Annotated in this window: 21 protein-coding genes; 8 read left to right on the top strand and 13 right to left on the bottom strand. The window is 71.0% G+C overall.

All coding sequences use genetic code 11. The features are described from left to right. Positions 1-28: 28 nt before the first annotated feature. Positions 29-2,176, bottom strand: a complete 2,148-nt coding sequence (gene helR, locus ACTOQ3_RS37460) for an RNA polymerase recycling motor ATPase HelR (RefSeq protein WP_440088327.1) — start codon at positions 2,174-2,176, stop codon at positions 29-31. Between the two features lie 659 nt (positions 2,177-2,835). Here helR and ACTOQ3_RS37465 point away from each other — a divergent pair. The 4 genes from ACTOQ3_RS37465 to ACTOQ3_RS37480 all read left to right on the top strand — a co-directional run bounded on the left by ACTOQ3_RS37465 (position 2,836) and on the right by ACTOQ3_RS37480 (position 6,659). After that, the gene (locus tag ACTOQ3_RS37465; RefSeq protein WP_440088329.1) at positions 2,836-4,188 is read left to right on the top strand and encodes an ABC transporter substrate-binding protein; all 1,353 of its coding nucleotides are present in this window, start codon (positions 2,836-2,838) and stop codon (positions 4,186-4,188) included. After that, entirely contained in the window at positions 4,185-5,129 is a 945-nt protein-coding gene (locus ACTOQ3_RS37470; RefSeq protein ID WP_440088330.1) for a carbohydrate ABC transporter permease, read from the top strand. Before ACTOQ3_RS37465 ends, ACTOQ3_RS37470 begins: the two co-directional genes overlap by 4 nt. Continuing rightward, positions 5,126-6,022: a carbohydrate ABC transporter permease gene (locus ACTOQ3_RS37475; protein ID WP_440088332.1), complete on the top strand. Its 897-nt coding sequence runs from the start codon at positions 5,126-5,128 to the stop codon at positions 6,020-6,022. Before ACTOQ3_RS37470 ends, ACTOQ3_RS37475 begins: the two co-directional genes overlap by 4 nt. Positions 6,023-6,242: 220 nt before the next feature. Further along, positions 6,243-6,659 carry a CBS domain-containing protein gene (locus tag ACTOQ3_RS37480; RefSeq protein ID WP_440086813.1) on the top strand — a complete coding sequence of 139 codons (417 nt, stop codon included), beginning with the start codon at positions 6,243-6,245 and terminating at the stop codon, positions 6,657-6,659. Positions 6,660-6,821: 162 nt separating this feature from the next. On the opposite strand, the gene ACTOQ3_RS37485 is transcribed toward ACTOQ3_RS37480, so the two are convergent. Further along, positions 6,822-7,688, bottom strand: a complete 867-nt coding sequence (locus tag ACTOQ3_RS37485; protein WP_440088334.1) for an SDR family oxidoreductase — start codon at positions 7,686-7,688, stop codon at positions 6,822-6,824. Positions 7,689-7,935: 247 nt separating this feature from the next. Here ACTOQ3_RS37485 and ACTOQ3_RS37490 point away from each other — a divergent pair, with 247 nt between their 5' ends. Beyond that, a complete protein-coding gene (locus ACTOQ3_RS37490; RefSeq protein WP_440088335.1) occupies positions 7,936-9,444 on the top strand; it encodes an FAD-dependent oxidoreductase in 1,509 nt (502 codons plus the stop codon). A 481-nt stretch (positions 9,445-9,925) separates the two neighbouring features. Next, positions 9,926-11,353 carry a rifampin monooxygenase gene (gene rox, locus ACTOQ3_RS37495; protein ID WP_440088336.1) on the top strand — a complete coding sequence of 476 codons (1,428 nt, stop codon included), beginning with the start codon at positions 9,926-9,928 and terminating at the stop codon, positions 11,351-11,353. An 86-nt stretch (positions 11,354-11,439) separates the two neighbouring features. On the opposite strand, the gene ACTOQ3_RS37500 is transcribed toward rox, so the two are convergent. Next, positions 11,440-12,108, bottom strand: a complete 669-nt coding sequence (locus tag ACTOQ3_RS37500) for a GAP family protein (RefSeq protein ID WP_440088337.1) — start codon at positions 12,106-12,108, stop codon at positions 11,440-11,442. Between the two features lie 82 nt (positions 12,109-12,190). On the opposite strand from ACTOQ3_RS37500, the gene ACTOQ3_RS37505 reads away from it, so the two are divergent. Next, positions 12,191-12,844, top strand: coding sequence for a TetR/AcrR family transcriptional regulator (locus ACTOQ3_RS37505; RefSeq protein WP_440088339.1), 654 nt, complete (start codon positions 12,191-12,193; stop codon positions 12,842-12,844). Between the two features lie 136 nt (positions 12,845-12,980). Here the strand turns inward: ACTOQ3_RS37505 and ACTOQ3_RS37510 are convergent, their stop codons facing one another. From ACTOQ3_RS37510 to ACTOQ3_RS37520, 3 genes are all read right to left on the bottom strand, one after another. Beyond that, positions 12,981-15,281 carry a transglycosylase domain-containing protein gene (locus ACTOQ3_RS37510; RefSeq protein ID WP_440088340.1) on the bottom strand — a complete coding sequence of 767 codons (2,301 nt, stop codon included), beginning with the start codon at positions 15,279-15,281 and terminating at the stop codon, positions 12,981-12,983. 85 nt (positions 15,282-15,366) lie between these two features. Then, positions 15,367-16,308, bottom strand: coding sequence for a class A beta-lactamase (gene bla / locus ACTOQ3_RS37515; protein WP_440088342.1), 942 nt, complete (start codon positions 16,306-16,308; stop codon positions 15,367-15,369). Positions 16,309-16,490: 182 nt separating this feature from the next. Then, positions 16,491-17,048 carry a TetR/AcrR family transcriptional regulator gene (locus ACTOQ3_RS37520; RefSeq protein ID WP_440088343.1) on the bottom strand — a complete coding sequence of 186 codons (558 nt, stop codon included), beginning with the start codon at positions 17,046-17,048 and terminating at the stop codon, positions 16,491-16,493. A gap of 111 nt (positions 17,049-17,159) precedes the next feature. Here ACTOQ3_RS37520 and ACTOQ3_RS37525 point away from each other — a divergent pair, with 111 nt between their 5' ends. Then, the gene (locus ACTOQ3_RS37525; protein WP_440088344.1) at positions 17,160-17,813 is read left to right on the top strand and encodes a class I SAM-dependent methyltransferase; all 654 of its coding nucleotides are present in this window, start codon (positions 17,160-17,162) and stop codon (positions 17,811-17,813) included. A gap of 154 nt (positions 17,814-17,967) precedes the next feature. Here the strand turns inward: ACTOQ3_RS37525 and ACTOQ3_RS37530 are convergent, their stop codons facing one another. From ACTOQ3_RS37530 to ACTOQ3_RS37560, 7 genes are all read right to left on the bottom strand, one after another. Further along, the gene (locus tag ACTOQ3_RS37530) at positions 17,968-18,492 is read right to left on the bottom strand and encodes a DUF4396 domain-containing protein (RefSeq protein WP_440088345.1); all 525 of its coding nucleotides are present in this window, start codon (positions 18,490-18,492) and stop codon (positions 17,968-17,970) included. Positions 18,493-18,819: 327 nt separating this feature from the next. Continuing rightward, entirely contained in the window at positions 18,820-21,069 is a 2,250-nt protein-coding gene (locus tag ACTOQ3_RS37535; protein WP_440088347.1) for a heavy metal translocating P-type ATPase, read from the bottom strand. Between the two features lie 31 nt (positions 21,070-21,100). Further along, positions 21,101-22,102, bottom strand: coding sequence for a hypothetical protein (locus tag ACTOQ3_RS37540; RefSeq protein ID WP_440088349.1), 1,002 nt, complete (start codon positions 22,100-22,102; stop codon positions 21,101-21,103). Then, positions 22,099-22,308 carry a heavy-metal-associated domain-containing protein gene (locus ACTOQ3_RS37545; protein WP_440088350.1) on the bottom strand — a complete coding sequence of 70 codons (210 nt, stop codon included), beginning with the start codon at positions 22,306-22,308 and terminating at the stop codon, positions 22,099-22,101. Before ACTOQ3_RS37545 ends, ACTOQ3_RS37540 begins: the two co-directional genes overlap by 4 nt. 35 nt (positions 22,309-22,343) lie before the next feature. Next, a complete protein-coding gene (locus ACTOQ3_RS37550; RefSeq protein WP_389925783.1) occupies positions 22,344-22,625 on the bottom strand; it encodes a metal-sensitive transcriptional regulator in 282 nt (93 codons plus the stop codon). 126 nt (positions 22,626-22,751) lie between these two features. Next, positions 22,752-24,182 (bottom strand): MFS transporter, encoded by a 1,431-nt coding sequence (locus tag ACTOQ3_RS37555; protein WP_440088351.1) that lies wholly within the window; start codon positions 24,180-24,182, stop codon positions 22,752-22,754. 142 nt (positions 24,183-24,324) lie between these two features. After that, positions 24,325-24,591: a heavy-metal-associated domain-containing protein gene (locus tag ACTOQ3_RS37560; RefSeq protein WP_440088352.1), complete on the bottom strand. Its 267-nt coding sequence runs from the start codon at positions 24,589-24,591 to the stop codon at positions 24,325-24,327. Positions 24,592-24,645: the final 54 nt, after the last annotated feature.

Below are 24,645 nucleotides of genomic sequence, written 5' to 3' on the forward strand. Positions count from 1 at the left end.
GGCCTCGCCGTAGCGGGTGCGGCCGGCGTCAGGAACTCGTGAGGATGACGAGTTGCCCGGTCGCCCGGGTCATGGCGACATAGCGGTCGACCGCTCCCTCGATGCCCGCGCCGAACGCCTCCGGGTCGACGAGGACGACCAGGTCGAACTCGAGCCCCTTCGACAGCTCCGGGGTCAGCGACCGGACGCGGGACGTCGCCCGGAACGTGGGATCGCCGATGACACAGGCGATCCCGTCGGCATGCGCGGCGAGCCAGGTGTCGAGGATCGAGCCCAGATCCGCAGCGGATCCGTGTACGACGGGGACGTCGCTGCTGCGGATGGAGATGGGCACGTTGGCGTCCGGGAGCACGGCCCGGATGACCGGCTCGGCTTCCGCCATGATCTCCTCCGGCGTCCGGTAGTTGACGCTCAGGGAGGCCAGGTCGATCCGGTCGAGCCCGATCCGCTCGAGCCGTTCCCGCCACGACTCGGTGAACCCGCGCCTGGCCTGGGCGCGGTCCCCGACGATGGTGAAGCTCCGGGACGGGCAGCGGAGCAGCAACATCTGCCACTCCGCGTCGGTCAGTTCCTGCGCCTCGTCCACGACGATGTGCGCGAACGGTCCGGCGAGCAGGTCCGGTTCGGTGCCGGGCGGCGCGGTCTCGTCGACCAGGGCGTCCTTCATGTCCTGTCCGCGCAGCATCGTCACCGCACCCTCGCCGTCGTCGTCGGCCTCGAGCAGGGCCTCGACGACGGTGGCCATGTGCTCGCGCTCGGTGGCGACAGCGGCCTCGTGGCGGCGCCTGCGCCGCGCCGCCTCCGGGTCGCCGAGCCGCTGCCGTGCCGCGTCCAGGAACGGCAGGTCGGACACCGTCCAGGCCTGGGCGTCCTCACGCCGCAGCTTCCGGAGGTCGTCGGGGCTGAGCCAGGGGGCGCACATCCGCAGGTAGGCCGGTACCGACCACAGGTCCCCGACGAGGTCGGCCGCCTCGATCAGCGGCCACGCGCGGTTGAAGGTCGTGAGCAGCTCCCTGTCCCGCAGCAGTGACCTGCGCAGCAGGTCGGCCGAGACCTCGCCCTCGTGCTTGTCCGTCAGGATCGTGAGCAGTTCCTCCCAGATCCGGTCGCGCGCCTCGTTGTGCGGAGTACCGGGTTCCGGTGCCTCGAACGCCTCGGCCCAGTCCTCGGCGCTCAGCCAGATGTCGGACCAGGGGGTCGTGACCGTCATCCCCTTGCCGGGCGGGTTCTCGTAGAACCTGACGGCCGGCTCGATCGCCTTCACCAGGTCCGCGGACGACTTCAGCAGGGCCACCTCCGAGTCGGCCTCGACCGCCGCCGCGGCTCCCTCGGCGACGAGGTCTCGCAGGGTGCAGGTCTGCACGCCCTCCTCTCCGAGGCTGGGCAGGACGTCGGCGACGTAGGCCAGGTAGGGCTGGTGCGGACCGACGAACAGCACGCCGCCCCGGCGGTGACCGAGGCGAGGGTCGGAGTAGAGGAGGTAGGCGGAGCGGTGCAGAGCCACGACGGTCTTGCCCGTGCCCGGACCGCCGTCGACGACGAGAGCGCCACGAGATCCCGCACGGATGATGGCGTCCTGGTCGGCCTGGATGGTGCCGAGCACGTCCCGCATCCGGGGCGACCGGTTGCCGCCCAGGCTGGCGATGAAGGCGGACTGGTCGTCGAGCGCGGCGTGCCCTTCGAACCCGTCCGAGGTGAACACCTCGTCCCAGTAGTCGCTGATCCTGCCGCGGGTCCAGCGATACCTGCGGCGGCTCGCCAGCCCCATCGGGTTGGCGTGGGTGGCTCCGAAGAACGGCTCGGCCGCGGGGGAGCGCCAGTCGAGCAGCAGCCGGCGGCCCGCGCTGTCGGTGAGGCCGAGCCGCCCGATGTGCACGGGCTCGGGGTCGTCCGCGCCGACCATGTGCCCGAGGCACAGGTCCAGGCCGAAGCGACGCAGCGCGCGCAGCCGAACGGTCAGCCGGTGGATCTCCAGGTCCCGGTCCAGCACCTGCCGGCCCTTGCCGCCGGGTGCCCTGCGCTCGGCGTCGAGACGGTCGGACAGGTCGGCGATCGACCGCTCGAGGCTGTCCGCGATGGCCGCGAAGTGCTGCTCGTCGCCGGCGATCAGCGCCGGGTCGGCCTTGGGGGAGAGGTGGTCAGGAAGGTCAAACGCGCTGGTGGTCAGCGGTTTCACGTTGTTTGCTCCGATCTGATGACGCTTGCGCTGTCGCGCGTGGTGAGGGGGATGAACCACACCGGCCGGCGGCTCCGCGGACTCCCTGTCCGGCGGCGCGCACACCCGTATCCGCGCGCAGGGTTCCCGTGATCGCACCGTGGGTGCCACCGGTTCGACGTCCCCGCGCGACCCGTGCGCCGACAACGCCGGCGCACGTCGTACCCCCCGTTTCCGCAGGCTCTGGCCTCGGCCGACGATTCTGCAGCACGACCTGGGTCTTGTGGCAAGCCCCCCGGTGCGCTATACATTGAGAGTGGAAAGGAGTGGGTTCTCCCCTTTCCGCCTCATTGTCCGCTCTGGGCGGGCGACCTCCTCGCGAAACGGCGCGACCTCCTCACGAAGCGGCGATGCGTCGCGTACGCCGGCACCGCCGGCCCAGGGGGATCGCAAGGCGCGGCCACGACGCCGTGCCGGCGGCCCCGAAGCGCCGGAACCCTCGCCGTGTCATCGCATCGCGGTCAGCACGAACCCGAAGACGAGGGTCGCCCTCGGCGCGGGCCGCGTCGCGTTTCGCGGTCATTCCCGATGAGCCAGGTGGGATCGCGTCTCCGTTTATTTCTCGTTCGCCGGGAAGACGGAGCGCGTCATCGTTCTCGGAAAGCAGGGAGAAGGCGACGATGCCTGGTCTGCGCATGGGCGACACGGTCACGGCGGCCGTACTGGTCGGTTGTCTGGCCGCGTGCGGGGGAGTCGGGGCCGATCGCAAGGCGAGCGAGCCGGGCGGGGGGCCGGCGACGCTGACCACGATGGGGTTCGGCCTGCCCGACGAGATCGCCACCGTCCGGGTGGACGCCTTCAAGAAGGCGCGTCCCGACGTGAAGCTGACGATCAACCAGGGCCAGTTCGACGAGCAGGCGTTCCTGTCGGCGGTGGCCTCGGGCAACCCGCCCGACGTCGTCTACCTGGCCCGGGAACGGATCGGCGGCTACGCGGCCCGCGGCGCCATCCAGCCGCTGGACCGCTGCGTGGCCGAGCAGTCCATCGCGACCGGCGACTTCTACCCGGCCGCCCAGCAGCAGGTGAAGTACGACGGCGCCTGGTACGGCATGCCGGAGTTCTACAACTCGATCGTGCTGGTGGTGAACAACAAGGCGGCCCGGGAGGCGGGGGTGGACCCGGCGCGCATCGACACCTCCGACTGGGACGGGCTGGCCCGGCTGGCCAAGAAGATGACCCGGATCGAGGACGGCAGGATCGAGCGGTTCGGCTTCCACCCGAAACTGCCCGAGTTCCTGCCCCTGTGGGCCAAGGCCAACGGCGCGGACCTGCTCACCGCGGACGGCCGTACCTCCCGGCTGGACGATCCGAAGGTCACCGAGGCGATGCAGTACGCCGCGCGGCTGGTGGAGTCCCAGGGCGGCTGGAAGAAGCTGAAGGCCTTCACCGACACCTTCGACTACTTCGGGCAGGGCAACCCGTTCGCCAAGGACCAGCTCGGCGCGATGCTCACCGAGCAGTTCGTGGTCAGCGCGATGGCCGGCGTCGCGCCGGACGCGGACATCACGGTGCTGCCGTTCACCGACCGGCAGGGCAGGCCGGTCAACAACGTGGGCGGCAACGCCTGGGTGATCCCCAAGGGCGCCCGCAACCCCGACGCCGCCTGCTCGTGGATCAAGACCATGACCGCGGCCGACACCTGGGTCGCGGCGGCCAGGGCCCGTGCGGACAAACGCGCCAAGGAGGGCAAGGTCAACATCGGGACCTACACCGGCAACGCCAGGGCCGACGAGGTGATCTTCTCCGAGCTGGTCAAGCCCAGCGGCCACCAGGCCTACGACGACGCGGTGAAGACCATCCGCGCCGTACAGAACGCCGGTTTCGTGGTTCCGCAGTCGGCCGCCGCCGCGGAGTTCACGAACGCCTGGAAGGACGCGGGCACCCGCGTGCTGCAGGGACAGCAGGACGCGGCCGCCGCGCTGCGGCAGGCGCAGGCCGAGGCGCAGAAGGCCATCGACCAGGCCACCTCATGACCGCCACCGCTCCCGCACGCCTACCCAGGTGGAGGGCCCTGAGCGGCGAGACGCGCTGGGCGTACGTCTTCCTGCTGCCCTGGCTGATCGGCCTGCTCGTCTTCCAGCTGGGGCCGATGATCGCCAGCCTCGCGCTGTCCTTCACCGACTACGACCTGATCGGCGCGCCGCGCTTCACCGGCCTCGACAACTACACCGCGATGGCACAGGACCCCAAGGTCGTCCGCGCCGTGGGCAACACCCTGCTGTACACCGTGACGCACGTCCCGCTGTCGATCGCCCTGGCCCTGGCCCTGGCGCTGCTGCTGAACCGCGTCACGGGCCGGTCCGCCGGGGTGTTCCGGACGATCTTCTACCTGCCGTCCATGACCCCGCACGTCGCGGTCGGCGTGCTGTTCTTGTTCCTGCTGAACGGCCAGGCGGGCGTGGTCAACCGGATCCTGGGCCTCTTCGGGGTCGAGGGGCCGCAGTGGACGACCGATCCCGACTGGATGCTGGCCGGCATCGTGCTGATGTCGCTGTGGAACCTGGGCTCGACCACGATCATCCTGTTCGCCGCGCTCCGCAACGTCCCGCGCGAGCTCAGCGAGGCCGCGATGATCGACGGTGCCGGCCCCTGGCAGCGGTTCCGGTCGGTCACCGTTCCCATGATCAGCGCCGCCCTGTTCTTCGTGGTGATCATCAACACGATCACCTCGCTGCAGATGTTCGACCAGGTCTACACGATGTTCTTCGGCACCCAGAGCGCCCGGGAGGCGTACGGCGACGCCGCGCTGTTCTACGTCGTCTACCTGTTCCAGCAGGCCTTCCAGTTCCTGCACATGGGGTACGCCTCCGCGCTGGCCTGGCTGCTGTTCCTGGTCATCGCGCTCATCACCGCCGTCCAGGTGAAGGTGGGCAACAGGCTCGTCCACTACGAGACCGAGGAGCACGGCCGATGACCGCCGTACGAGACGCCCGGCCCGTCATCGCCGTCCCGCCGGCCGCGCCGGACACCGCGGCGCGGCCGACACGCAGGATCTTCTTCCTCACCGTCCTGTCCGCCGTCTCGGTGGTCTTCCTCTATCCGTTCGTGTGGCTGGTCACCGCGTCGCTGAAACCCCGTGACCAGACGTTCTCCAACCCCTTCCTGCCCTGGCCGGTGCCGTTCCGCCCGGAGAACTACCTCGCGGTCTGGGACGCGGCACCGATGTTCGGCTGGCTGGTCAACACGCTGGTGGTCGGGGTGACGGCCGCGCTCACCGTGACGCTGTCGAGCGCCTTCGTCGCCTTCGGCTTCGCCTACTTCCGCTTTCCCGGCCGCAACCTGCTGTTCGCGAGCGTGCTGGGCACCATGATGTTGCCCGCCGCGGTCACCCTGGTGCCCACCTACCTCATCTGGAAGTCGGCGGGGCTGACCGGCACGCAGGTGCCGCTGTGGGCGGGCAACCTGTTCGGCTCGGCCTTCTACATCTTCCTGCTGCGGCAGTTCCTGCTCGGCGTGCCCCGCTACGTCTTCGAGGCCGCCCGCGTGGACGGAGCCTCCTACCTCGACCTCTTCCGGCGGATCGCGCTGCCCCTGTCGCGGCCCGCCCTGATCATCGCGTTCGTCTTCGAGCTCAAGGCCAGCTGGTTCGACCTGATGAAGCCGCTGATCTATCTGCAGGACCCCGCGCTCTACACGCTGCCCCGGGGGCTGAAGGCGGTCGTCGACCAGTTCTACCAGGGCGGCGACCCGAAATGGGAGATCGTCCTGGCGGCCAGCGTGATCACGACCGTGCCGCTGATCGTGATCTTCTTCCTCGGCCAGCGGCACTTCCTCCAGGGAATCGCCACCACCGGTCAGCGCGGATGAGACCGCAGGAGGAGCATCAAAAAGGTCTGGGGCGGTGACGAGGACGACGGCCTTTTCCCGGCCGGGTACCGATCGCGTTCTGCCTGCTCATCACACTGGCGATCGCCTTTTTTCAGGTGCCTTCGGCTTCGCCGCCGAGGGTGTCGGCACGGAGATCGGGGGTAGGCGAGCCGACACCCGAACCGCCCGCTTCGGGCGGCAGCGACGAAAGGAGCGGAGAATGTCCACGGCACGAGAGATCATGACGCCGGACGCCGAGTGCGCGCGCGCTGAGGAGACGGTGTTGGAGGCGGCCGAGAAGATGGCCCGGCTGGATGTCGGCTCGCTGCCGATCTGCGGCTCCGACGACCGGCTGCAGGGCATGCTCACCGACCGTGACATCGTGGTGAAGGTGCTGGCCGCGGGCAGGGAGCCCAAGGCGTGCCAGGTCGGCGAGTTCGCCCAGGGCAAGCCCGTCACCATCGGCGCCGACGACGACGCCCGGGAGATCCTGCGCACGATGGCCTCGCACAAGGTACGGCGCCTGCCGGTCATCGACGGCCACACCCTGGTGGGGATGGTGGCGCTGGCCGATGTGGCCCGCGCCCTGCCCGACGCACCGGTCGGCGACCTCCTCGACGCGCTGACCAGCGACTGAACAATGCCCTTGGCCGGGAGAAAAGCGGCTCCGCCCCGCCCGGGGGGAGCCGCTTTCTCATCGGGAAAACGGCGCGCGGCAGGAGTGACGACAGCGGTCCTGGCAGGTGAGGGGCACGAGCGGACATCATGACCGCGGGCGGACCGCCGCGAGAGGTCCTCCTCAGCCGGGCATCGTCTCGCCACCGACCGGTGCGAGAACCTCTCCCGTGTAGTACGAGGAGAGCTGCTCGGCGGCGAAGAAGACGTAGGAAGGAGCGATCTCATCGGGTTGCGCGGCGCGTTTCATCGGCGTCTGCTGCCCGAACTTCTCCACCTTTTCCGGAGGGAAAGTCGCCGGGATCAGCGGCGTCCACACCGGCCCCGGGGCCACCGCGTTCACCCGGATGCCCCGCTCCAGCAGCGTCTGCGCCAGCGAGTAGGTGAAGGCGAGGACCGCGCCCTTGGCCGCCGAGTAGTCGATGAGCGTCTTGTTACCGCGAAGCCCGTTGACCGACGAGGTGTTGATGATCGCCGCCCCCTGCGGGAGATGAGCCAGCGCCGCCTTGGTCACCCAGAAGTAGCTGCCGATGTTGACTGCGAAGGTCCGTTCCCACTGCTCGTCGTCGAGCTCCTGCAGGGAGTCCACCGGCGACTGGGTCGCGACGTTGTTGACCAGCAGGTCAAGCCCTCCCAGCGCGCCGGCGGCGGCCTCGACGACCTCCCGGCAGTGCTCGGGCACGGCCAGGTCACCGGGGAGCAGTACGCATCGCCGGCCCTCCTTCTCGACGAGCTCCTTGGTGTGCTCGGCGTCCTCGTGCTCGTTCAGGTAGGCCACGGCCACATCCGCGCCCTCTTTGGCGAACGCCACCGCGACCGCCCGGCCGATCCCGGAATCGCCTCCGGTCACCAGTGCTTTCCGTCCCGGCAGCAGGCCGCGACCGGTGTACGCGCGCATCTCATCTCGCGGCTCCGGGGTCATCGCCCCGCTGTGTCCCGGATAGGGCTGTTCCTGCGGCGGCTGCCCGGCGCCTTCTTGGTTGTCCGACATGGGGTGCGCCTACCCGTCACCGCCCCACGCGAACGGCCTTCGAGATCAAATTTCTTCTCCTGTCGGGGAGATCTCGGCCTGCTGCGAGCCGGCCGGTGACGCCATCCTGCCGGCCCGTGCCGAGGGGCGGAGCGCGCCTGTCTCCTCACGCGACAGGCCACCGCTTCGCACGGCGCGTCGCCAGGGCCGTCGTTTGCGTGTCGTCCGTCGGGGCACACACCCGGCCATGACCATGCAGTCCTATTGGATGGAATCGGCACCCGGCGTCTCCCATCCGGTTCTCGAACGCGATCTGCGGGTGGACGTCGTCGTGATCGGTGCCGGGATCGCCGGTCTGAGCACGGCCTGGGAACTCACCCGGGCGGGGCGCACGGTGGCCGTCCTGGAGGCGGGCCGGGTCGCGGCCGGGGTCACCGGCCACACCACGGCGAAACTGTCGGCCCAGCACACCCTGATCTACGCCGACCTCGCCTCCTCGGCCGGGCCGCAGGCGGCCGGCCTGTACGCCCGCTCCCAGCAGCAGGCCATCGAGCACCTCGTCGCCACCGCCGCCGACCTCGGCGTCGACTGCGGCCTCGAACGGGTCCCGGCCCTCACCTATGCCGAATCGGCCGACGGCCTGGACCGTCTGCGGGCGGAGGCCGAAGCCGCCGCGCGGGCCGGGCTGCCGGCCTCCTTCGTGACCGAGAGCTCACTGCCCTTCCCGATCGCCGGGGCGGTACGGGTGGAGGACCAGGCCCAGTTCCACCCCCGCGCCTACCTCCTCGCGCTCGTCCAGGCCATGACCGCCTCCGGCGCGCTCGTCTTCGAGGGCACGCGCGTCGTCGGCCTGGCGGAGGGGAGTCCCTGTCGTCTCACCACCTCCACCGGGCTCACCGTCACCGCCCGGGACGTGGTGGTGGCCACGCACTACCCGATCTTCGACCGTGCCCTGCTGTTCGCCCGGATGCAGCCGCACCGCGAGCTGGTCGTCGCCGCCGCCATCCCGGCCGAGCAGGATCCCGGCGCCATGTTCATCACCACCGAGGACAACACCCGCTCGGTCCGCACCGCCCCCTACGGGAACGGGCAGCGCCTGCTGATCGTCACCGGCGAGCCCTTCACCCCCGGCGCCGGTCACGTGAACGACCGGCTGCGGCGGTTGCGCTCGTGGACCACCGACCGGTTCGGCACGACCCGCTTCACGCACTGGTGGGCGGCCCAGGACAACGACACCACCGACCGCCTGCCCTTCGTCGGCCCCCTGCACGCCGGCGCGCGGCACGTCCACGTCGCCACCGGATTCGGCGGCTGGGGCATGAGCAACGGCGTGATGGCCGGCTTGCTGCTCAGCGCGCTGATCACCGGCGAGGAGTCGCCGTGGGCCCGGCTGTACGATCCCCGGCGGCTGCATCCCCTGCGCGAGGCCGGCCCGGCGCTGAAGATGCAGACCGCCGTCGCCCGGCACTTCGTCGCCGACCGCCTGGCGGCGGGCGCCTCCGACGAGGTGACCGGCCTGTCGCCCGGCCAGGCGAAAGTGGTCAAGAACGACGGCAGGCGCTGCGCGGTGTACCGCGACGAGGACGGAGGCCTGCACGCGGTGTCGGCCCTGTGCACCCATCTGGGGTGCGTGGTGGCCTTCAACGAGGCCGAACGCGCCTGGGAGTGCCCATGCCACGGCTCACGCTTCGGCATCGACGGCGCCGTCCTGCAGGGGCCCGCGGTGAACCCGCTGGAACAGGTCGAACTCTCACCGGAAGGCGAGACGCCCGAGTAGAACGCCCTCTTTCCGGCCGGCAGCGCCTCGTGCGCGGCAGGTCCACCGCCTACGACCACGACGTGCGGCTGCCGCTGCCGGTCAAGCGCCCGGAGGCGGGACGCCGCGTCGCCTTCGGCCCGCCGCCGACGCCGACGAGGAGGCATGAGCTCCAGGTGCGTCCGGCGGTGGCGGCATCGCCGTACGCGGCGCGTCACCGCTTCGGGAGGGGCCTGCCCGTCCGCGACGGGCGACAAAAGGCAAAGGCAAGGAGCTCACACACTCCTTGCCACTCTCAACATATAGCGCACCGGGGGGCTTGCGGCAAGACCCGGGTCATGCTGCAGAATCGTCGGCCGAGGCCAGGACCTGCGGAAATCAGGAGTTCGCGAAGCACGTGTTCCTTTGTTGATCGACGTACGAGGCACGCGGGACCTCGAACCGCCGCCGGACCGCGCGGAGCGGCCGGCCGAAACGCGACCTTGTCGAATGGGGGGTTCTCATGATTGACGTGATCGTCGCCGGTGGGGGGCCGACCGGCCTGATGCTGGCCGGCGAGCTGCGGCTGCACGGCGTGCGCGTGCTCGTGCTGGAGAAGGAGGCGGAGCCGACCGCGTATGTCCGCTCGCTCGGCCTGCACGTGCGCAGCATCGAGGTGATGGACCAGCGCGGCCTGCTGGAGCGGTTCCTCGCGCACGGCCGGCGGCATCCGGTCGGTGGTTTCTTCGCCGGCATCACCAAGCCCTCGCCCGACCGGCTGGACACCGCCCACGGCTACGTCCTCGGCATCCCGCAGACCATCACCGATCGCCTGCTGGCCGAGCGCGCCGCCGAGCTCGGCGCCGAGATCCGGCGCGGCTGCGAGCTGGCCGGGCTGAACCAGGACGAGCACGGGGTGACCGCCGAGCTGGCGGACGGCACGCGACTGCGCTCGCGCTACCTCGTCGGCTGCGACGGCGGCCGCAGCACGGTGCGCAAGCTGCTCGGCGTCGGCTTTCCCGGTGAGCCCTCCAGAATCGACACGCTGCTGGGCGAGATGGAGGTGGCCGTGCCGCCGGAGACGCTGGCCGCCGTGGTGGCCGAAGTCCGCAAGACCCAGCTGCGGTTCGGCGTCGGCCCCATCGGGGGCGGGGCGCACCGCGTCGTCGTGCCCGCCGAGGGGGTGGCCGGGGACCGCTCGGTCCCGCCGACCCTGGAGGAGTTCAGGCGACAGCTGCGGGTCTTCGCCGGCACCGACTTCGGCGTGCACTCACCGCGCTGGCTGTCCCGCTTCGGCGACGCCACCCGGCAGGCCGAGCGCTACCGGGTCGGCCGGGTGCTGCTGGCCGGCGACGCGGCGCACATCCACCCGCCGATGGGCGGGCAGGGGCTCAACCTCGGCGTGCAGGACGCGTTCAACCTCGGCTGGAAGCTGGCGGCCGAGGTCGGCGGCTGGGCACCGGAGGGGCTGCTGGACAGCTACCACACCGAGCGTCACCCGGTGGCCGCCGACGTGCTGGACAACACCCGCGCGCAGACGGAGCTGATGTCCACCGAGCCGGGGCCGCAGGCGGTGCGCCGGCTGCTGGCGGAACTGATGGACTTCGAGGACGTGAACCGGCACCTGATCGAGAAGATCGTCGCGATCGGGGTCCGCTACGACGTCGGCGAGGGACACGACCTGCTCGGCCGGCGGATGCGGGACGTGGCGCTGAAGCGCGGTCGCCTCTACGAGCTGACGCGCGGCGGCCGCGGGCTGCTGCTCGACCAGACCGGCCGGCTCTCGGTGGAGGGCTGGGCGGATCGGGTCGACCACGTCGTCGACGTCAGCGAGGAACTGGACGTCCCCGCCGTGCTGCTGCGGCCGGACGGCCACGTGGCGTGGGCGGGTGAGGATCAGCGGGATCTGCTCGACCGGCTGCCCAGGTGGTTCGGCGCCGCCGTCGGCTGAGCGCGGTCGCGGGCTCGCGACGCCGCGTGTGCGGTGTCGCGTGTTCCCGTGTTCGAGACGGTTCGATCGGGGACCGACGCGGGCGGTCACGGGCTCGTCGTGAAGGTGATCTGGTCCGGTGCCGCGTCCAGGAGGATCAGGACTCCCGCTATCCCGACGATCCAGCGCAGTGTCGAGCGCGATCCCGAGGAGAGCTTGTCCCGCCACCGCTCGAACCGCTCGCGCGTCCGTTCGCCCAGGGCGGCCCACGCGGCGAGGAGCAGGATGCCCGGGAGCACCATGACGGTCACGTACACGCCGAGGAGCGGCGACCACTGGACGGCGGTCAGGTGGGCCGCGGTCATGACGCCGATCGCGGCGAAGTACGGCACGGCGGTGGCGAACTCGAACAGCCAGGTCCCCAGCCCCAGCAGCAGCATCGAGCCCAAGGTGAAGGACCGGGCCCGGACGGATGCGCGTTCGGGGTCCTTGTCGGGGATGAAGTAGCTCCCCACGATGAGCGCCACGCCGAGGACGGCCTGTCCCCAGGCCCACACGGTGTCGTCGATGACCGGCACGACAGCGCCCAGGCCGAACATGAGCAGCACGCCCAGGGCGAAGTACGCGATCGCGACCGATCCGAGATACACCCCGAGCAGCGCGCCCACGCGGCGCGGCCTGGCCAGCAGCAGGTAGAGCGTCACCCCGATCACGGTGGGGCTCAGCGTGTCGAGCAGGGCCAGCCCGAGCACCGCCCCGATCGTCTCGATCGACAAACCTGTCTCCTTACGGGAGCCAACGAGCCGTAATAATACGCCCGTGTCAGTTAAAATAACACATGCGTGCTAATGTGTTGACGTGCCACGACTCGTTGATCATGACCGGCGGCGGGCCGAGCTCGGCGAGGCCGCCATCCGGGTGATCCTGCGCGAGGGCCTCGCCGGTGTGACCGTCCGCGGGGTCGCCGCCGAAGCCGGCTGGTCCACCGGGTCGCTGCGGCATTACTTCGGCAACCAGCACGAGTTGCAGGCCTACGTCGTGCGGGCCACCACCGACGCCCTCCGCCGACGGGTCCTGCCGCGCGTCCAGCGGCCCCGCACGCGGGGTTCGGCGGTCGAGCGGATCGCCACGATCGTGGAGGAGATGCTGCCGCTCGACGCCGAGCGGCGCGAGGAGTACGCGCTGTGGTCGGCGATCGTGGAATGGGAACGCCGGCACCCTCCGGAGGGAGGCTCTGTGACGTGGAGCGACCAGCGGGCGCTGTACCGCCAGTGCGTCGCCGTCCTGCGCGGGCACGAGTCGATCCGCGAACCGGACCGGGCCACGGTCCCGCACCCCGATGCCCAGGTCGAGCTCTGGGCGGCGCTCCTGCACACGTTCGTCGACGGACTCGCCGCCCAGATCGTGAACACCCCCGGCGAGGTGTCCGCCGGCACCGCCGCGCGGCTGCTGCGTTCACTGCTGCACGCCGTGCCTTGCGCGGGGCCGGATCGGTGTGCGCACCGGCCGTGAGCCGAAGGCGCGGCGCGGGCCGCGCGGGTTCGGCGGCGTCGTCCAGGACGAGGCGGGGAGATCGGGGCACCGGTGAGGCCGGACCGGCGCGTCCACCCGGAAAGCTCCGGGCAGGGGAGAGTGCCGGTGTGCGGCTTCAGGATCTGCGGGCCGTGCCGGGGTTCGCGGGGGCGGGGGGCGGGGCGGCGCGGCTTTTGCGCGGGGCGGGCGAGCGGGGTGGCCGGGCGCGCACGTGGTCGCCCGCCCGGTTCATGATGTCGCCGAGGTGGTGCGGATCCCCGCCCGGAGGCGTCCGGGCCGGCCGGCAGTGCCGCCCGCAGCCGCCGAAACGCACCGGATCGATCGGGGTGAAGGAGGTGGCCCTCACGCCCCTCAGCGCGCCGATCATGGTGTCCTTCCAGATCGGCCCGGGAATGGTGGCCCCGAAGACGGCGCCGTGGTATCTGCCGCCGATGGTGACGTTGTTCAGCTTGTGCGCGACGGCGCCTCGGGGGTCGCCGATGCTCACCGCGCCGGCCAGGTCCGGGGTGAACCCCGCGAACCACGCGCTCGCCTGGTCGTCGTTGGTGCCGGTCTTGCCGGCGGCGGCGCGGCCGATGCCGCCCACCGCTCGCATCGTGCCCTTGGTGAACACCCCCGACAGGATGTGCGCCGTGGCGTCCGCGATCTCGGGATCCAGCACCTGGCGGCACTTCGGCCGGTAGCCGGTCGCCCTGCCGTTCCGGTCGGTGACCCGGGTGACGACCATGGGAGCGCAGTACTTCCCGCGCGCGCCGATGGCGGCGTAGGCGCTCGCGACGGTCACCGGGTCCATCTCGTTGATGCCGAGGGTGAAGGTCTCGTACTCCTGCAGCTCGCGGTTGTCGGCGCGCTTGATGCCCAGCGACCTGGCGGTCCGGACGGTGTCGCACAGGCCGACGCGGCGCTCGAGTTCCATGAAGAAGGTGTTGACCGACTGCCAGGTGCCGGTCTGCAGCGACTTGAAGCCGGGAGATCCCTCGTCGTTGGTGACGGTGTGCGTCGGGTCGCCGATGTTCTCGCCCTCGCAGTTCTTGAAGTCGGCGTAGCCCGAGGCGCGGTAGCCGTTTCCGACGGTGAAGCCGTCGTCGATCCTCATGCCCTGCTTCAGGGCCGTGATCAGGGTGAAGGTCTTGAACGTCGAGCCCGCCTGGAACCCGCCGATGCCGCCGTGGTCGGTGTCGGCCACGATGTTGTACGACATCTCGCGCCTGCGCGCGGAGGTGCCGTACTCGCGGCTGGCCGCCATGGCCTTGATCATCCCGGTGCCCGGCTGGACCAGCGCCTCGGCGGCGACGGGGTCGTCGGAGGCGTGGACGTGTCTCTTGACGGCTTTCTCGGCCGCGGCCTGCATGCGGGGGTCCAGCGTCGTCCTGATCGTCAGGCCGCCGCGGTAGAGGAGCCGGGCGCGCTGCTCCGCGGTCCTGCCGAACGCGGGATCGCGCAGGAACTCCTCGCGCACGTACACGCAGAAGTAGGGGTACGGGCTGGCCGTGCAGTTGCCGGGCAGGGGAGTGCCCCGGTAGCCGAGCTTCCTGGACTTGGCCTCGGCGGCCTGCCGCGGGGTGATCGCGCCGAGCTCCGCCATCCGGTCGAGCACGACGTCGCGCCGTTCCAGCAGCCTTCGCCGGTTCTCCCTGCCGCCCTCCGGATCGGTGGCGGTGGGCAGCTGCACGGCTCCGGCCAGGGTGGCCGCCTGCCACAGGTTGAGCCGGGAGGCGCGCACGCCGAAGAACCGCCTGGCCGCCGCCTCGATGCCGTTGGCCCCGGCGCCGAAGTAGGCGATGTTGAGATACTTCTCGAGGATCTGGTCCTTGGTGTACTTCCGCTCGACCCCCATCGCGTAGCGCAGCTCGGTGAGCTTGCGCGCGTAGCTGGCCTCCAGGGCCTTTTCCTTCTCCTTCTCGGTGACGGCGGTGTTCAGCAGCACCTGCTTGACGTACTGCTGGGTGATGCTGGAACCCCCCTGGCTCGTCCTGCCCGAGGAGAGGTTCTTGGCCAGGGCCCGCATCGTGCCTTCGAGGTCGATCGCACCGTGCTCGTAGAAGCGGTAGTCCTCGATCGAGACGATGGCCCTCTTCATGACGTCGGAGACCTGGCCGAGCGGTACGACCTCGCGGTACACGTCCCAGAACTGCGCGATCGGACGGCCCCCGGCGTCGAGGACGGTCGTCTTCTCGGCGAGCGGAGGCTCGGCGAGCTCCGCGGGATTGAGGTCGAGCCCGTCCGACGCTCCGACGATCACCACCCCCGCGCCTCCCACGGCCGGCAGGGCGAGCCCGGCCGTCAGCACCCCCACCGCCGTCGCCGCGCCGGCCAGACGCACGATCTTCGCCCCCGCCGACGATCGGGTCCCGGCCCGGCGCGGGCGGTGCGCCCGCCGGACGGCGTCGTCCGGCTCCTCGCCGAAGGGGTTCATCCTTCGCCCCTGGCGCGCATCGGACGAACGGGGCCGGGGAGCGCGGCGAGAGAGGTGATCCCCGGCTCTTCACGCTGTCCCGGCATCAGAGCCTGCCGAGGCCGCGGGCGAGGATGGTGGCGGTCTTCGCGACCACCTTGTCGTCGACGGCGCCGTCCGCGGTCCGGCGGTTGGTGTAGATCGACATGATGACGGGGGCGGCCGACCTGCCCGGCCAGACCACCGCGATGTCGTTCCCCGCCCCGTACCTGGAGCTCGTACCGGTCTTGTCGCCGATCGTCCAGGTCCTGGGCAGGCCCGCCCGGATGCGGGCGTCCCCGGTCGTGTTCGCGATCAGCCAGGCGTTCAGCCGTTCCCGGTCCTTGGCGTGGAGGGCGTTCCCCACCGTGACCGCGCGCAGGTCACGGCCCATGGACGCGGGCGTCGTGGTGTCGCGCCTCTCCTTGGGACTCCAGTCGTTGAGCTCGGTCTCCCACCGGTCCAGCCGGGAGATCGGGTCCTTCAGCGTCCGGAGGTAGCGGGTCAGGCCGGCGGGGCCGCCGATCTGCCTCAGCAGCATGTTGGCCGCGGTGTTGTCGCTCCGGGTGACGGCCGCCTCGCACAGCCGCGCGACGGTCAGCCCGTCCTTCACGTGCTTCCCGGTGACCGGGGAATGCTCCCGCAGGTCGGCGGCCGTCCAGCGCACGACCTTGTCCATCAGGCCGGGCTCGGAGGTGCGGGCCCTGTGCAGCACGGCCGCGGCGGCCATCGCCTTGAAGGTGGACAGCATCGGGAAACGCTCGCCCGACCGGTGGCCGATCGTCGCGCCGGTGGCGGTGTCGACGGCGTACGCGCCGATCCGGCCCTTGAAGGACGCCTCCAGCGCGCGCAGCTCCTTCGCGGCCCGGATCTGGCCCGGCGCCGGCGCGGCAGGGACGGTGGACGGGGCGGCGGACGCGTGGCCGGTCGCGGTGACCCCCGCCATCGGGACGAGCGCGAGGGAGGCCAGCGCCCGGAGCGCGGCGCGTCGGAGAAGCCGGGTGGGCACGGTGGGATGCCTTCCTGTCATGGATCGGGGCGGAGAGAAGTCTCACGCCGGCATCCGATGCCGTCAAAGACGGAAACAGGCAAATCTATGCTGAAATGGCATACGCCCAGGTTGTGGAGGTCTTCAGGAGCATGCCGTCCAGCCGGTGGCGTGTCACGATCCGGCGGCCTTTCGCGCCGGTCTCACGTCCGAGCCAGTAACGCTCGTACGCCGGGTGTGATCGTCATGTGGAACGCCGCGTCCAGTTCGGCCGGCGTGGCGTCGATCTCCCCGTCCACCCACTTGCGCACCAAGGCCATGAACGCCCCGACGGCGCAGGTGACCACCAGATCGAGCGAGGCACCGGCGCGCCCGCCCCGGGCGAGCAGCTCGTCGCGGATGACGGCCTGCAACAGTTGCTCGCCGTGGGCCATCACCATCCGGCCACCACGGCGTCCGAGCAATGCCCGCACCAGCCTGCGCTGCTCCTGTACGTGCTCGAACATCGCCAGGCTGAAACCGAACAGCGGGCCGTCGGTACTCGGGGCCGGATGCAGAAAGGCGATCTCGTCCAGGTTGGCGAACAACACGGCCTGCTTGTCGGCGAAGTGGGCGTAGAAGGTCGAGCGCCCGACGTCGGCGCGGTTGATGAGGTCGGTGACGGTCACCGGCTCATACCCCTTCTCCAGGATCAGCTCCACCAGCGCGCGCTGGATCGCCTGCCGGGTGCGCCGCACCCGCCTGTCGGTGTTTCCGGACACTTCACCGGTCCTGTTCGGTATGGCACAGCAAGGCGGAAGTGGTTGTTGACCCCGTCATGCTAACGAACGGATCATTCATTATTGAACAGGTTGTTCGAGAGGAGAACGGTAATGGGACTGGGCAGATTGCTCCACGATCACGCCGAGCACGCCGACGAGGGCGGGACGATCGATCACCCCCGCGCCTACGACATCGCGGCCGACATCGGCCTGCTCGGGCGACGACGCGAGATCTTCACCCGCCTGGCGGCGCTGTCCGGAACCCGGCCGGGCGACCAGGTGCTCGACGTCGGCTGCGGCACCGGCTACCTGACCCGGATCCTGGCCCCGCTCGTCGGCCCGGCAGGCCACGTGACCGGCGTCGACCCCTCACCACCCATGATCGACCATGCCCGCCGACGCGCCCCGGGCAACTGCTCCTACGTCGCGGGCGCCGGGCAGGCGCTCGACCTGCCCGACGCCTCCTTCGACGTGGTGGTCTCCAGCCTGGCCGTCCACCACATGCCGGCCGCCGAGCGCGGCGCCGCCGTAAGGGAGATGTTCCGGGTACTGCGGCCGGGCGGGCGGCTGCTGATCGCCGAGTTCCGCCCGCCCGCCAACCACCTGCTCGCCCATCTCGTCGGCATGGTGTCGGGCCCCGCGATGCGGCACAGCCCTCGGGACCTGCTCGGCGACCTGATCCCCGACGCCGGATTCCACATCACCGACGAGGGCGACCTGCCGGTCATGCTCTACTACGTCCGGGCCTCGCGCCCCTCGGCCTGAGGAGCGCGGCGGATCGAGAGGGCGGCCTGCCCGGCAGGACCGTCGCGGCACGGCAGGCGCCATGGAGGAGGCCTTCGAGGCGCACGGCTTCCACGGAGGCGGCCTGCTGGGCGTCGAGCATCGGGCGTATCCGGTCGGTGCTCGCCGGTGCCCGTCAGTGGTGGTAGGCGTGGACAACGGCGTGTCCCTTGCCCCGGCCGATGATCCACTTGTTGATGGGCGTGGTGACCAGGAAGGCCACCAGGAGGGCGAAGGCGAGGGCGCCCCAGAACAGGCCGGACGTCAGCTCGGCGTCCATGGCGCCGGGGACGGCGATCATCACCCCGTTGTCGACGATCTCCATGACGAGGATGGACAGGGTGTCGGCCGCCAGCGCCAGTCGCAGGGCCTTGCGCCAGTCGACGCCGGCCCTGCGCAACCCGACCAGGGTGAGCGCGTAGCCGAAGAAGAAGGCCAGCACGATGGCCAGGACGATGGTGGGCACGTTCGGCCATCCCAGAGCCGTGCCGATCACCATGCCGAGCACCTCACCGATGGCACACCCGGTGAGGCAGTGCAAGGTCGCCGAGGCGGCTACTCGCCAGGTGGCCTTCTGCGCATGACCGGCGTGCCCGAGGTGGTCGTGCCCGTGGGGCTCGTCGTGTCCGGCATGATCCCTGGAACCCATCGATTCCGCCATCACAGCCTCCCGGTCTGCGCACTGTCTCGACACTTCACTCACCTTATACGGGTAGGGGGTATATGGACAACACTCCTTGTGCCGGAGGTCGCGGGCCGCGGGCCCGCCCGGATCGCGCCCCCGGCGACCGGCGGGCCGGGGGCCGAGGTGACGCACGGTCGGACCTCTACGACGGCCGGTGGCGGTAAGTGATCAGCCGGTAGAGGGAAGTCTCGCCTGATGCGCGGTCCGGGAGACCTGGAGTCCACGATCATGGAGTGCCTGTGGTCGTATCACCGGCCGGCGTCGGTCGGGGACGTGCTCGAACGCGGCCGCACCGGTGTCTCGCTATGTGAAGGTGCGCAGGCGCAGGCTGTTGCCGACCACGAAGACCGAGGAGAACGCCATCGCGGCCCCGGCGATCATCGGGTTGAGCAGGCCGAGCGCGGCCAGGGGCAGGGCGGCCACGTTGTAGGCGAAGGCCCAGAACAGGTTGCCCTTGATGGTGGCCAGGGTGCGGCGTGACAGCCGGATGGCGTCGGCGGCCACCCGCAGGTCGCCGCGGACCAGGGTGAGGTCGGAGGCCTCGATGGCCGCGTCGGTGCCGGTGCCCATGGCCAGGCCCAGATCGGCTTGGGCGAGCGCCGCGGCGTCGTTGACGCCGTCACCCACCATGGCCACCGACCTGCCCTCGGCCTGCAGCCGCCTGACGACGTCGACCTTGCCGGCGGGCAGCACCTCGGCGATGACCTCGGTGATGCCGACCTCGGCCGCGACCGACCGCGCGACGGTCTCGTTGTCGCCGGTGAGCAGCACCGGCCTCAGGCCCAGGGCGCGTAGCCGTCGGATCGCCTCGGCCGAGGTGGGCTTGACGGTGTCGGCCACCGCCAGGACCGCGCGAGCCCGGCCGTCCCAGCCGACCGCGACGGCTGTGCGGCCCGCCGCCTGCGCCTCGGCGAGTGCCCGCTCCAGGCCGGTGGGCAGGTGCTGGGACCACTCGGCGAGCAGCGCGGGGCGGCCCACCAGCACGGCGTGTCCGTCGACGATGCCCTGTACGCCGAGGCCTTCGCGGTTGGCGAAGTCCTCGGGGGTGGGCAGCTCGCCCACGCGTTCGGCCGCTCCTCGGGCGACGGCCTGGGCGACGGGGTGTTCGGAGGCGTGCTCCAGGGCGCCCGCCAGGCGCAGCACCTGCGTCTCGTCCTCGCCGTCGGCGAGATGGACACCGACCAGGGTCATCTTGCCCTCGGTGACGGTCCCGGTCTTGTCGAGCACGACGGTGTCGATCTTCCTGGTGGATTCCAGCACCTCCGGGCCCTTGATCAGGATGCCGAGCTGGGCGCCGCGCCCGGTGCCGACCAGCAGGGCGGTCGGCGTGGCCAGACCCAGGGCGCACGGGCAGGCGATGATCAGCACGGCCACCGCGGCGGTGAAGGCCGCCCCGGCCCCGTCGCCGATTCCCAGCCAGTAGCCGAGCGTGCCGACGGCCAACGCGATCACGACCGGCACGAAGATCCCGGAGATGCGGTCGGCCAGCCGCTGGACCTGGGCCTTACCCGTCTGAGCGTCTTCGACCAGCCTGGCCATCCGGGCCAGCTGGGTGTCGGATCCGACGCGGGTGGCGCGGACGAGCAGGCGGCCACCGGCGTTGACGGTCGCGCCGGTCACCGCCTCGCCGGGGCGCACCTCCACCGGCACCGATTCGCCGGTGAGCATGGAGGCGTCGATGGCGGAGGTTCCCTCTTCGATCACGCCGTCGGTGGCGATCTTCTCGCCGGGCCGGACGACGAACCGGTCACCCGCCTTGAGCTCCTCGGCGGGGACGCGGGTCTCGACACCGTCGCGCAGGACGGCGACGTCCTTGGCCCCCAGCTCCAGCAGGGCCCGCAGGGCGGCGCCCGCGCGGCGCTTGGAGCGGGCCTCGAAGTAGCGGCCGGCCAGGATGAACGCCGTCACTCCGGCGGCGGCCTCCAGATAGATGTTGCCCGAGCCGTCGGTGCGCTCGATGGTGAACGCGAACGGGTGGGTCATGCCGGGCGTGCCCGCCGTGCCGAAGAACAGCGCCCACAGCGACCAGCCGAGCGCGGCGACGGCGCCGAGGGAGACCAGGGTGTCCATGGTCGCGGCGCCGTGGCGCAGGTTCGTCCAGGCGGCCCGGTGGAAGGGCCAGCCGGCGTAGACGACGACCGGGGCGGCCAGGGTGAGCGACAGCCACTGCCAGTTGACGAACTGCAGGGGCGGGATCATCGACATGGCGATCACCGGCACGGCGAGCACCACCGAGGTGATCAGACGCTGGCGCAGCGGAGCGAGCTCATCGGCCGGTTCACCTCCCGCCTCGCCCGGCGCATTGTCAGCCTTCGGCTCCGCGGGGAGCGCGGCGGTATAGCCGGTCTTCTCCACCTCGGCGATCAGCGTCTGAGGATCGACGCCTTCACCGAAGGTGACCTTGGCTTTTTCGGTGGCGTAGTTCACGGTCGCGCTCACGCCGTCGAGCTTGTTGAGCTTGCGCTCGATCCGGTTGGCGCACGACGCGCAGGTCATGCCGCCGATCGAGAGTTCGACCGTGTCTTGGGCCCTGTCGTCGGTGAGGGAGGACATCACCTGCTCCTTTCGCTCGTCATGCCGGCTGTCAGTGGTCGTGGTCGCCGTGCGAGGCGGATGCGGACGGCGTGGCCGCCGCCGGGCTCGGCGTCGTGGCCGGGGCGGGGAGTTCACCGGCGCGGACGGTGAAGTCGGCGGTGCGCACGGTTCCCTCGTGCTGGAAGTCCAGGAACAGCCGGTAGTCGCCGCGGCTGGGCACCTCGGCGTAGAAGGTGATCCGCGGGCCCGGCGGAGTCTTACCGTCACCTGGTTCCCCGTCGGGGTGCACGTGCAGGTAGGCCAGGTCTCCGGCGCGCAGGGCGACCAGGTGACCGTAGGCGCCCAGGTAGGGCTGCAGGTCGGCGACGGGGTGGCCGTCCTTGCCGACCTTGAGGGTGAGCCTGCTGGAGGCGCCGGGAGTCAGGTCCCCGTCCAGGGTGACGGTGTAGCCGTCGACCGTGGCGGTACGGCTCGTCGCGGGCAGCGCCTCGGGTTCCTGGGCGCCGGGGGCCTGCAGGTCGACGCCCAACGTCAGCCCGCGGCCGCCCTCGGGGGCGAAGTCGGCGAACGCCCGGTAGGTGCCCGCCTCGGGCAGGGTCAGCTTCACCGACCACACGCCGTCGCCGGTCAGTTCGGGGTGCAGGTGCTGGAAGCTGCCCAGATCGCGGGAGACCACGATGAGGTGCAGCCTCTTGCCGTGCTCTGTCCGGTAGGCGGTGACGGGCTTTCCATCGGGGCCGATCACGCTGAACCGGAAATCCGTCGTCTTGCCCGGCTGGAGTGTGAGGGTTTGGGGCAGCAGGGTGTAACCGTCCTGGGACACCTGCAGACCTCCGGGAACGGGCTTGCCGGTCGTGGCCGGGGCAGGGGCCGGGTCGGTGTGGGTTGCGTGATCGCCCGCCTGGCTCGCGGTCGGGGTCGCGTGGATCGGGTGAGCGTCCGCCGTGGGGGCGGGTCCGCTCGCGCCCACCGCATTGCCGGCCCCCAGAGCGCCGCCGAAGATCACGACGAGTCCGAGGGCGTAGGCGCCCAGCCTGGCCGGTGTGTTCATGACGGAGTCACCACTTCGTATCCGGCTTCGGCGACCGCGGCGGTGATCTGCGCCGTGTCGATCGGGCTCTCGCTGCGGACGGTCACCAGGCCGGTAGCCAGATCCACGTCGACGCCGGTGACGCCAGGGACCCCGCCGACCTCTTCTTCGACGGAGGAGACGCAGTGGCCGCAGGTCATGCCTGTGACGGTGTAGGTGGTGGTCATAGCGATCACTCCTTCTGTGTGCTGGGTTTCGTCGATCAGGAACGGACGAGGCGGGCGATGGCCTCGGTGGCCTCCTTGACCTTCTCCTCGGCCTCGGCGCCGCCCTTGGCGGTGGCCTCGGCCACGCAGTGCGCCAGGTGCTCTTCCAGCAGGGACAGCGCGAAGGACTGCAGGGCCCGGTTGGCCGCCGACACCTGGGTGAGGATGTCGATGCAGTATTTGTCCTCCTCGACCATCCGCTGCAGGCCCCGTGCCTGCCCCTCGATCCGGCGCAGCCGCCGCAGGTGGTCCTGCTTGTTGTGGGTGTAGCCGTGCATGTCCCCGCCCTTCGTCGTCATCTCCTACAACAGGATACCCCCGTATGGTATTCCGGAGTTTTGGGTCGCCAGGCGCGATCCGCGGCGGCGTTGCGGGGGCGCGCCTGCGACGCGCCCCCGGAACCGTCACACACCGGCCGGCTGCGGCTCCTGCGGCCGCGTTCGCGCCGCCTGCTTCGGCGTGCGCATGAGCAGCAGGGTCAGTACGGCACCGGCGGCGGCCACGGCCGCGGCCCCGATGAAGGCGGCCTGGAAACCGCCGGTGAGCGCGGGCAGGTTCCCCGGCTGCGCGGCCCCCCGGGAGGTGGCGATCGCGGTCATCACGGCCAGGCCGAGCGCGGAGCCGACCTGGTAGGTGGTGTTGACGATCCCCGAGGCCAGACCGCTCTGCTCGGGCCGCACCCCGGACATGGCCGACATCATGGCCGGGATGTAGGCCAGGGACATGCCGACCGCGGCGATCAGTGAGGCGGGCAGCACGTCGACGGCGAACGTCCCGCCCGGCCTGGCGAGCGACAACCCTGCCAGGCCCACGGCCAGGACGAGCAGGCCGGCGACGATCAGCGGCTTGGCGCCGAACCGGCCCAGCAGCCTCGCGGTGACGCCGATCATGAAGATCATGATGGCGACGGTCATCGGCAGCAGGGCCGCGCCGCTGGGAAAGGCGCCGTAGCCGAGCACCTGCTGCAGGTAGAGGTTGAGGAAGTACCACATCGGGATCCAGGCGGCCCCCAGCAGAGCCATCGCGAGGTTGGCGGCGGCCAGGCCGGGCGTCCTCCATACGCGAAGCTGCATGAGAGGCTCGCGAACCGTGCGCTGGATCACCAGGAACAGTGCCAGCAACGCGACCGCTCCGGCGAGTTCCAGCAGCGTGGTGGTCGAGCCCCAGCCCTGTTCGGGGGCCCGGACGACGGCGTGGACCGCCAGGGCGACACCCGCGGTGACCGAGATCGCGCCCAGTACGTCGACCGAGCCGCGCCTGCCCGAGACGGCGGGCAGCAGGGCGGGGACGGCCGCGAGGGTGGCCAGGCCGATCGGGACGTAGACGACGAACACCCAGGGCCAGCTGAGGTACTCGGTGATGACGCCGCCCAGGAACACCCCGGCGGTGCCGCCCGCCGGCGCCGCCGCGCCGTACAGGGCCATGGCCTTGCCCAGCTCGCGCGGGTCGTGGCCGAAGAGCATCATGAGCAGGGTCATCGAGGACGGCGCGATGAGCGCGCCGCCGACGCCCTGGACGCCGCGGCCGAGGATCTCGATCCAGGCCTCGCCCGCCAGCGCGGCGACGACGGAACCGGCGATCAGGATGATCCAGCCGGCGGTGAAGATCCTACGGGCGCCGAACAGGTCCGACAGCCGGCCGCCGAGCAGCAGCAGGCCGCCGAAGGCGATGACGTAGGCGTTGAACACCCACTGCAGGTCGCCGGGGGAAAAGCCGAGGTCGCGCTGCATGTCGGGCAGCGCGACGCCGATGATGGAGGTGTCCATGATGACCATGAACTGCGCGGCGGCGAGCACGATGAGTGCCTGCCACCTGCGGGGGTCGACGGCGTTCATGCCGCGCTCCTGATTCCTCGCATCCACGCCGTGATGGCAGGATGCGTCATGGGGTTGGGTGTGACGTCGAGTCCGGTCGGCCCCGTGGGTGGGCGTGCATGCCAGTGCACGCCCACCGTTCGTTCTCTCGGGCGAAGTCGCCCTAGGAGGCGTCGGCCACCGTGTAGCCCGCCCGGTCCACGGCCGCGCGGATCTCCTCGTCGGAGAAGCCCGCCCCGCTGACGGTGACGGCGCCGGTGGCCAGGTCGACCTGAACGTCGCTCACGCCGCCGACCTTGCCGATCTCGCCGGAGACCGAGGAGACGCAGTGCCCACAGGTCATCCCGCTGACCTGGTAGACGCTCCCGCCGCCGGTCTCCACCTGCGCGGAGACGCTCTCCGCGGTACCGCACGCGCATGCCGTGCACATAAGGGTCTCCTCTCACGGATACCTGGGTGGGGTATCTCGATCTGCGACCTCAAC

The sequence above is a fragment of the Streptosporangium sp. LJ11 genome (genome assembly GCF_051918945.1).
Classification (GTDB): domain Bacteria; phylum Actinomycetota; class Actinomycetes; order Streptosporangiales; family Streptosporangiaceae; genus Streptosporangium.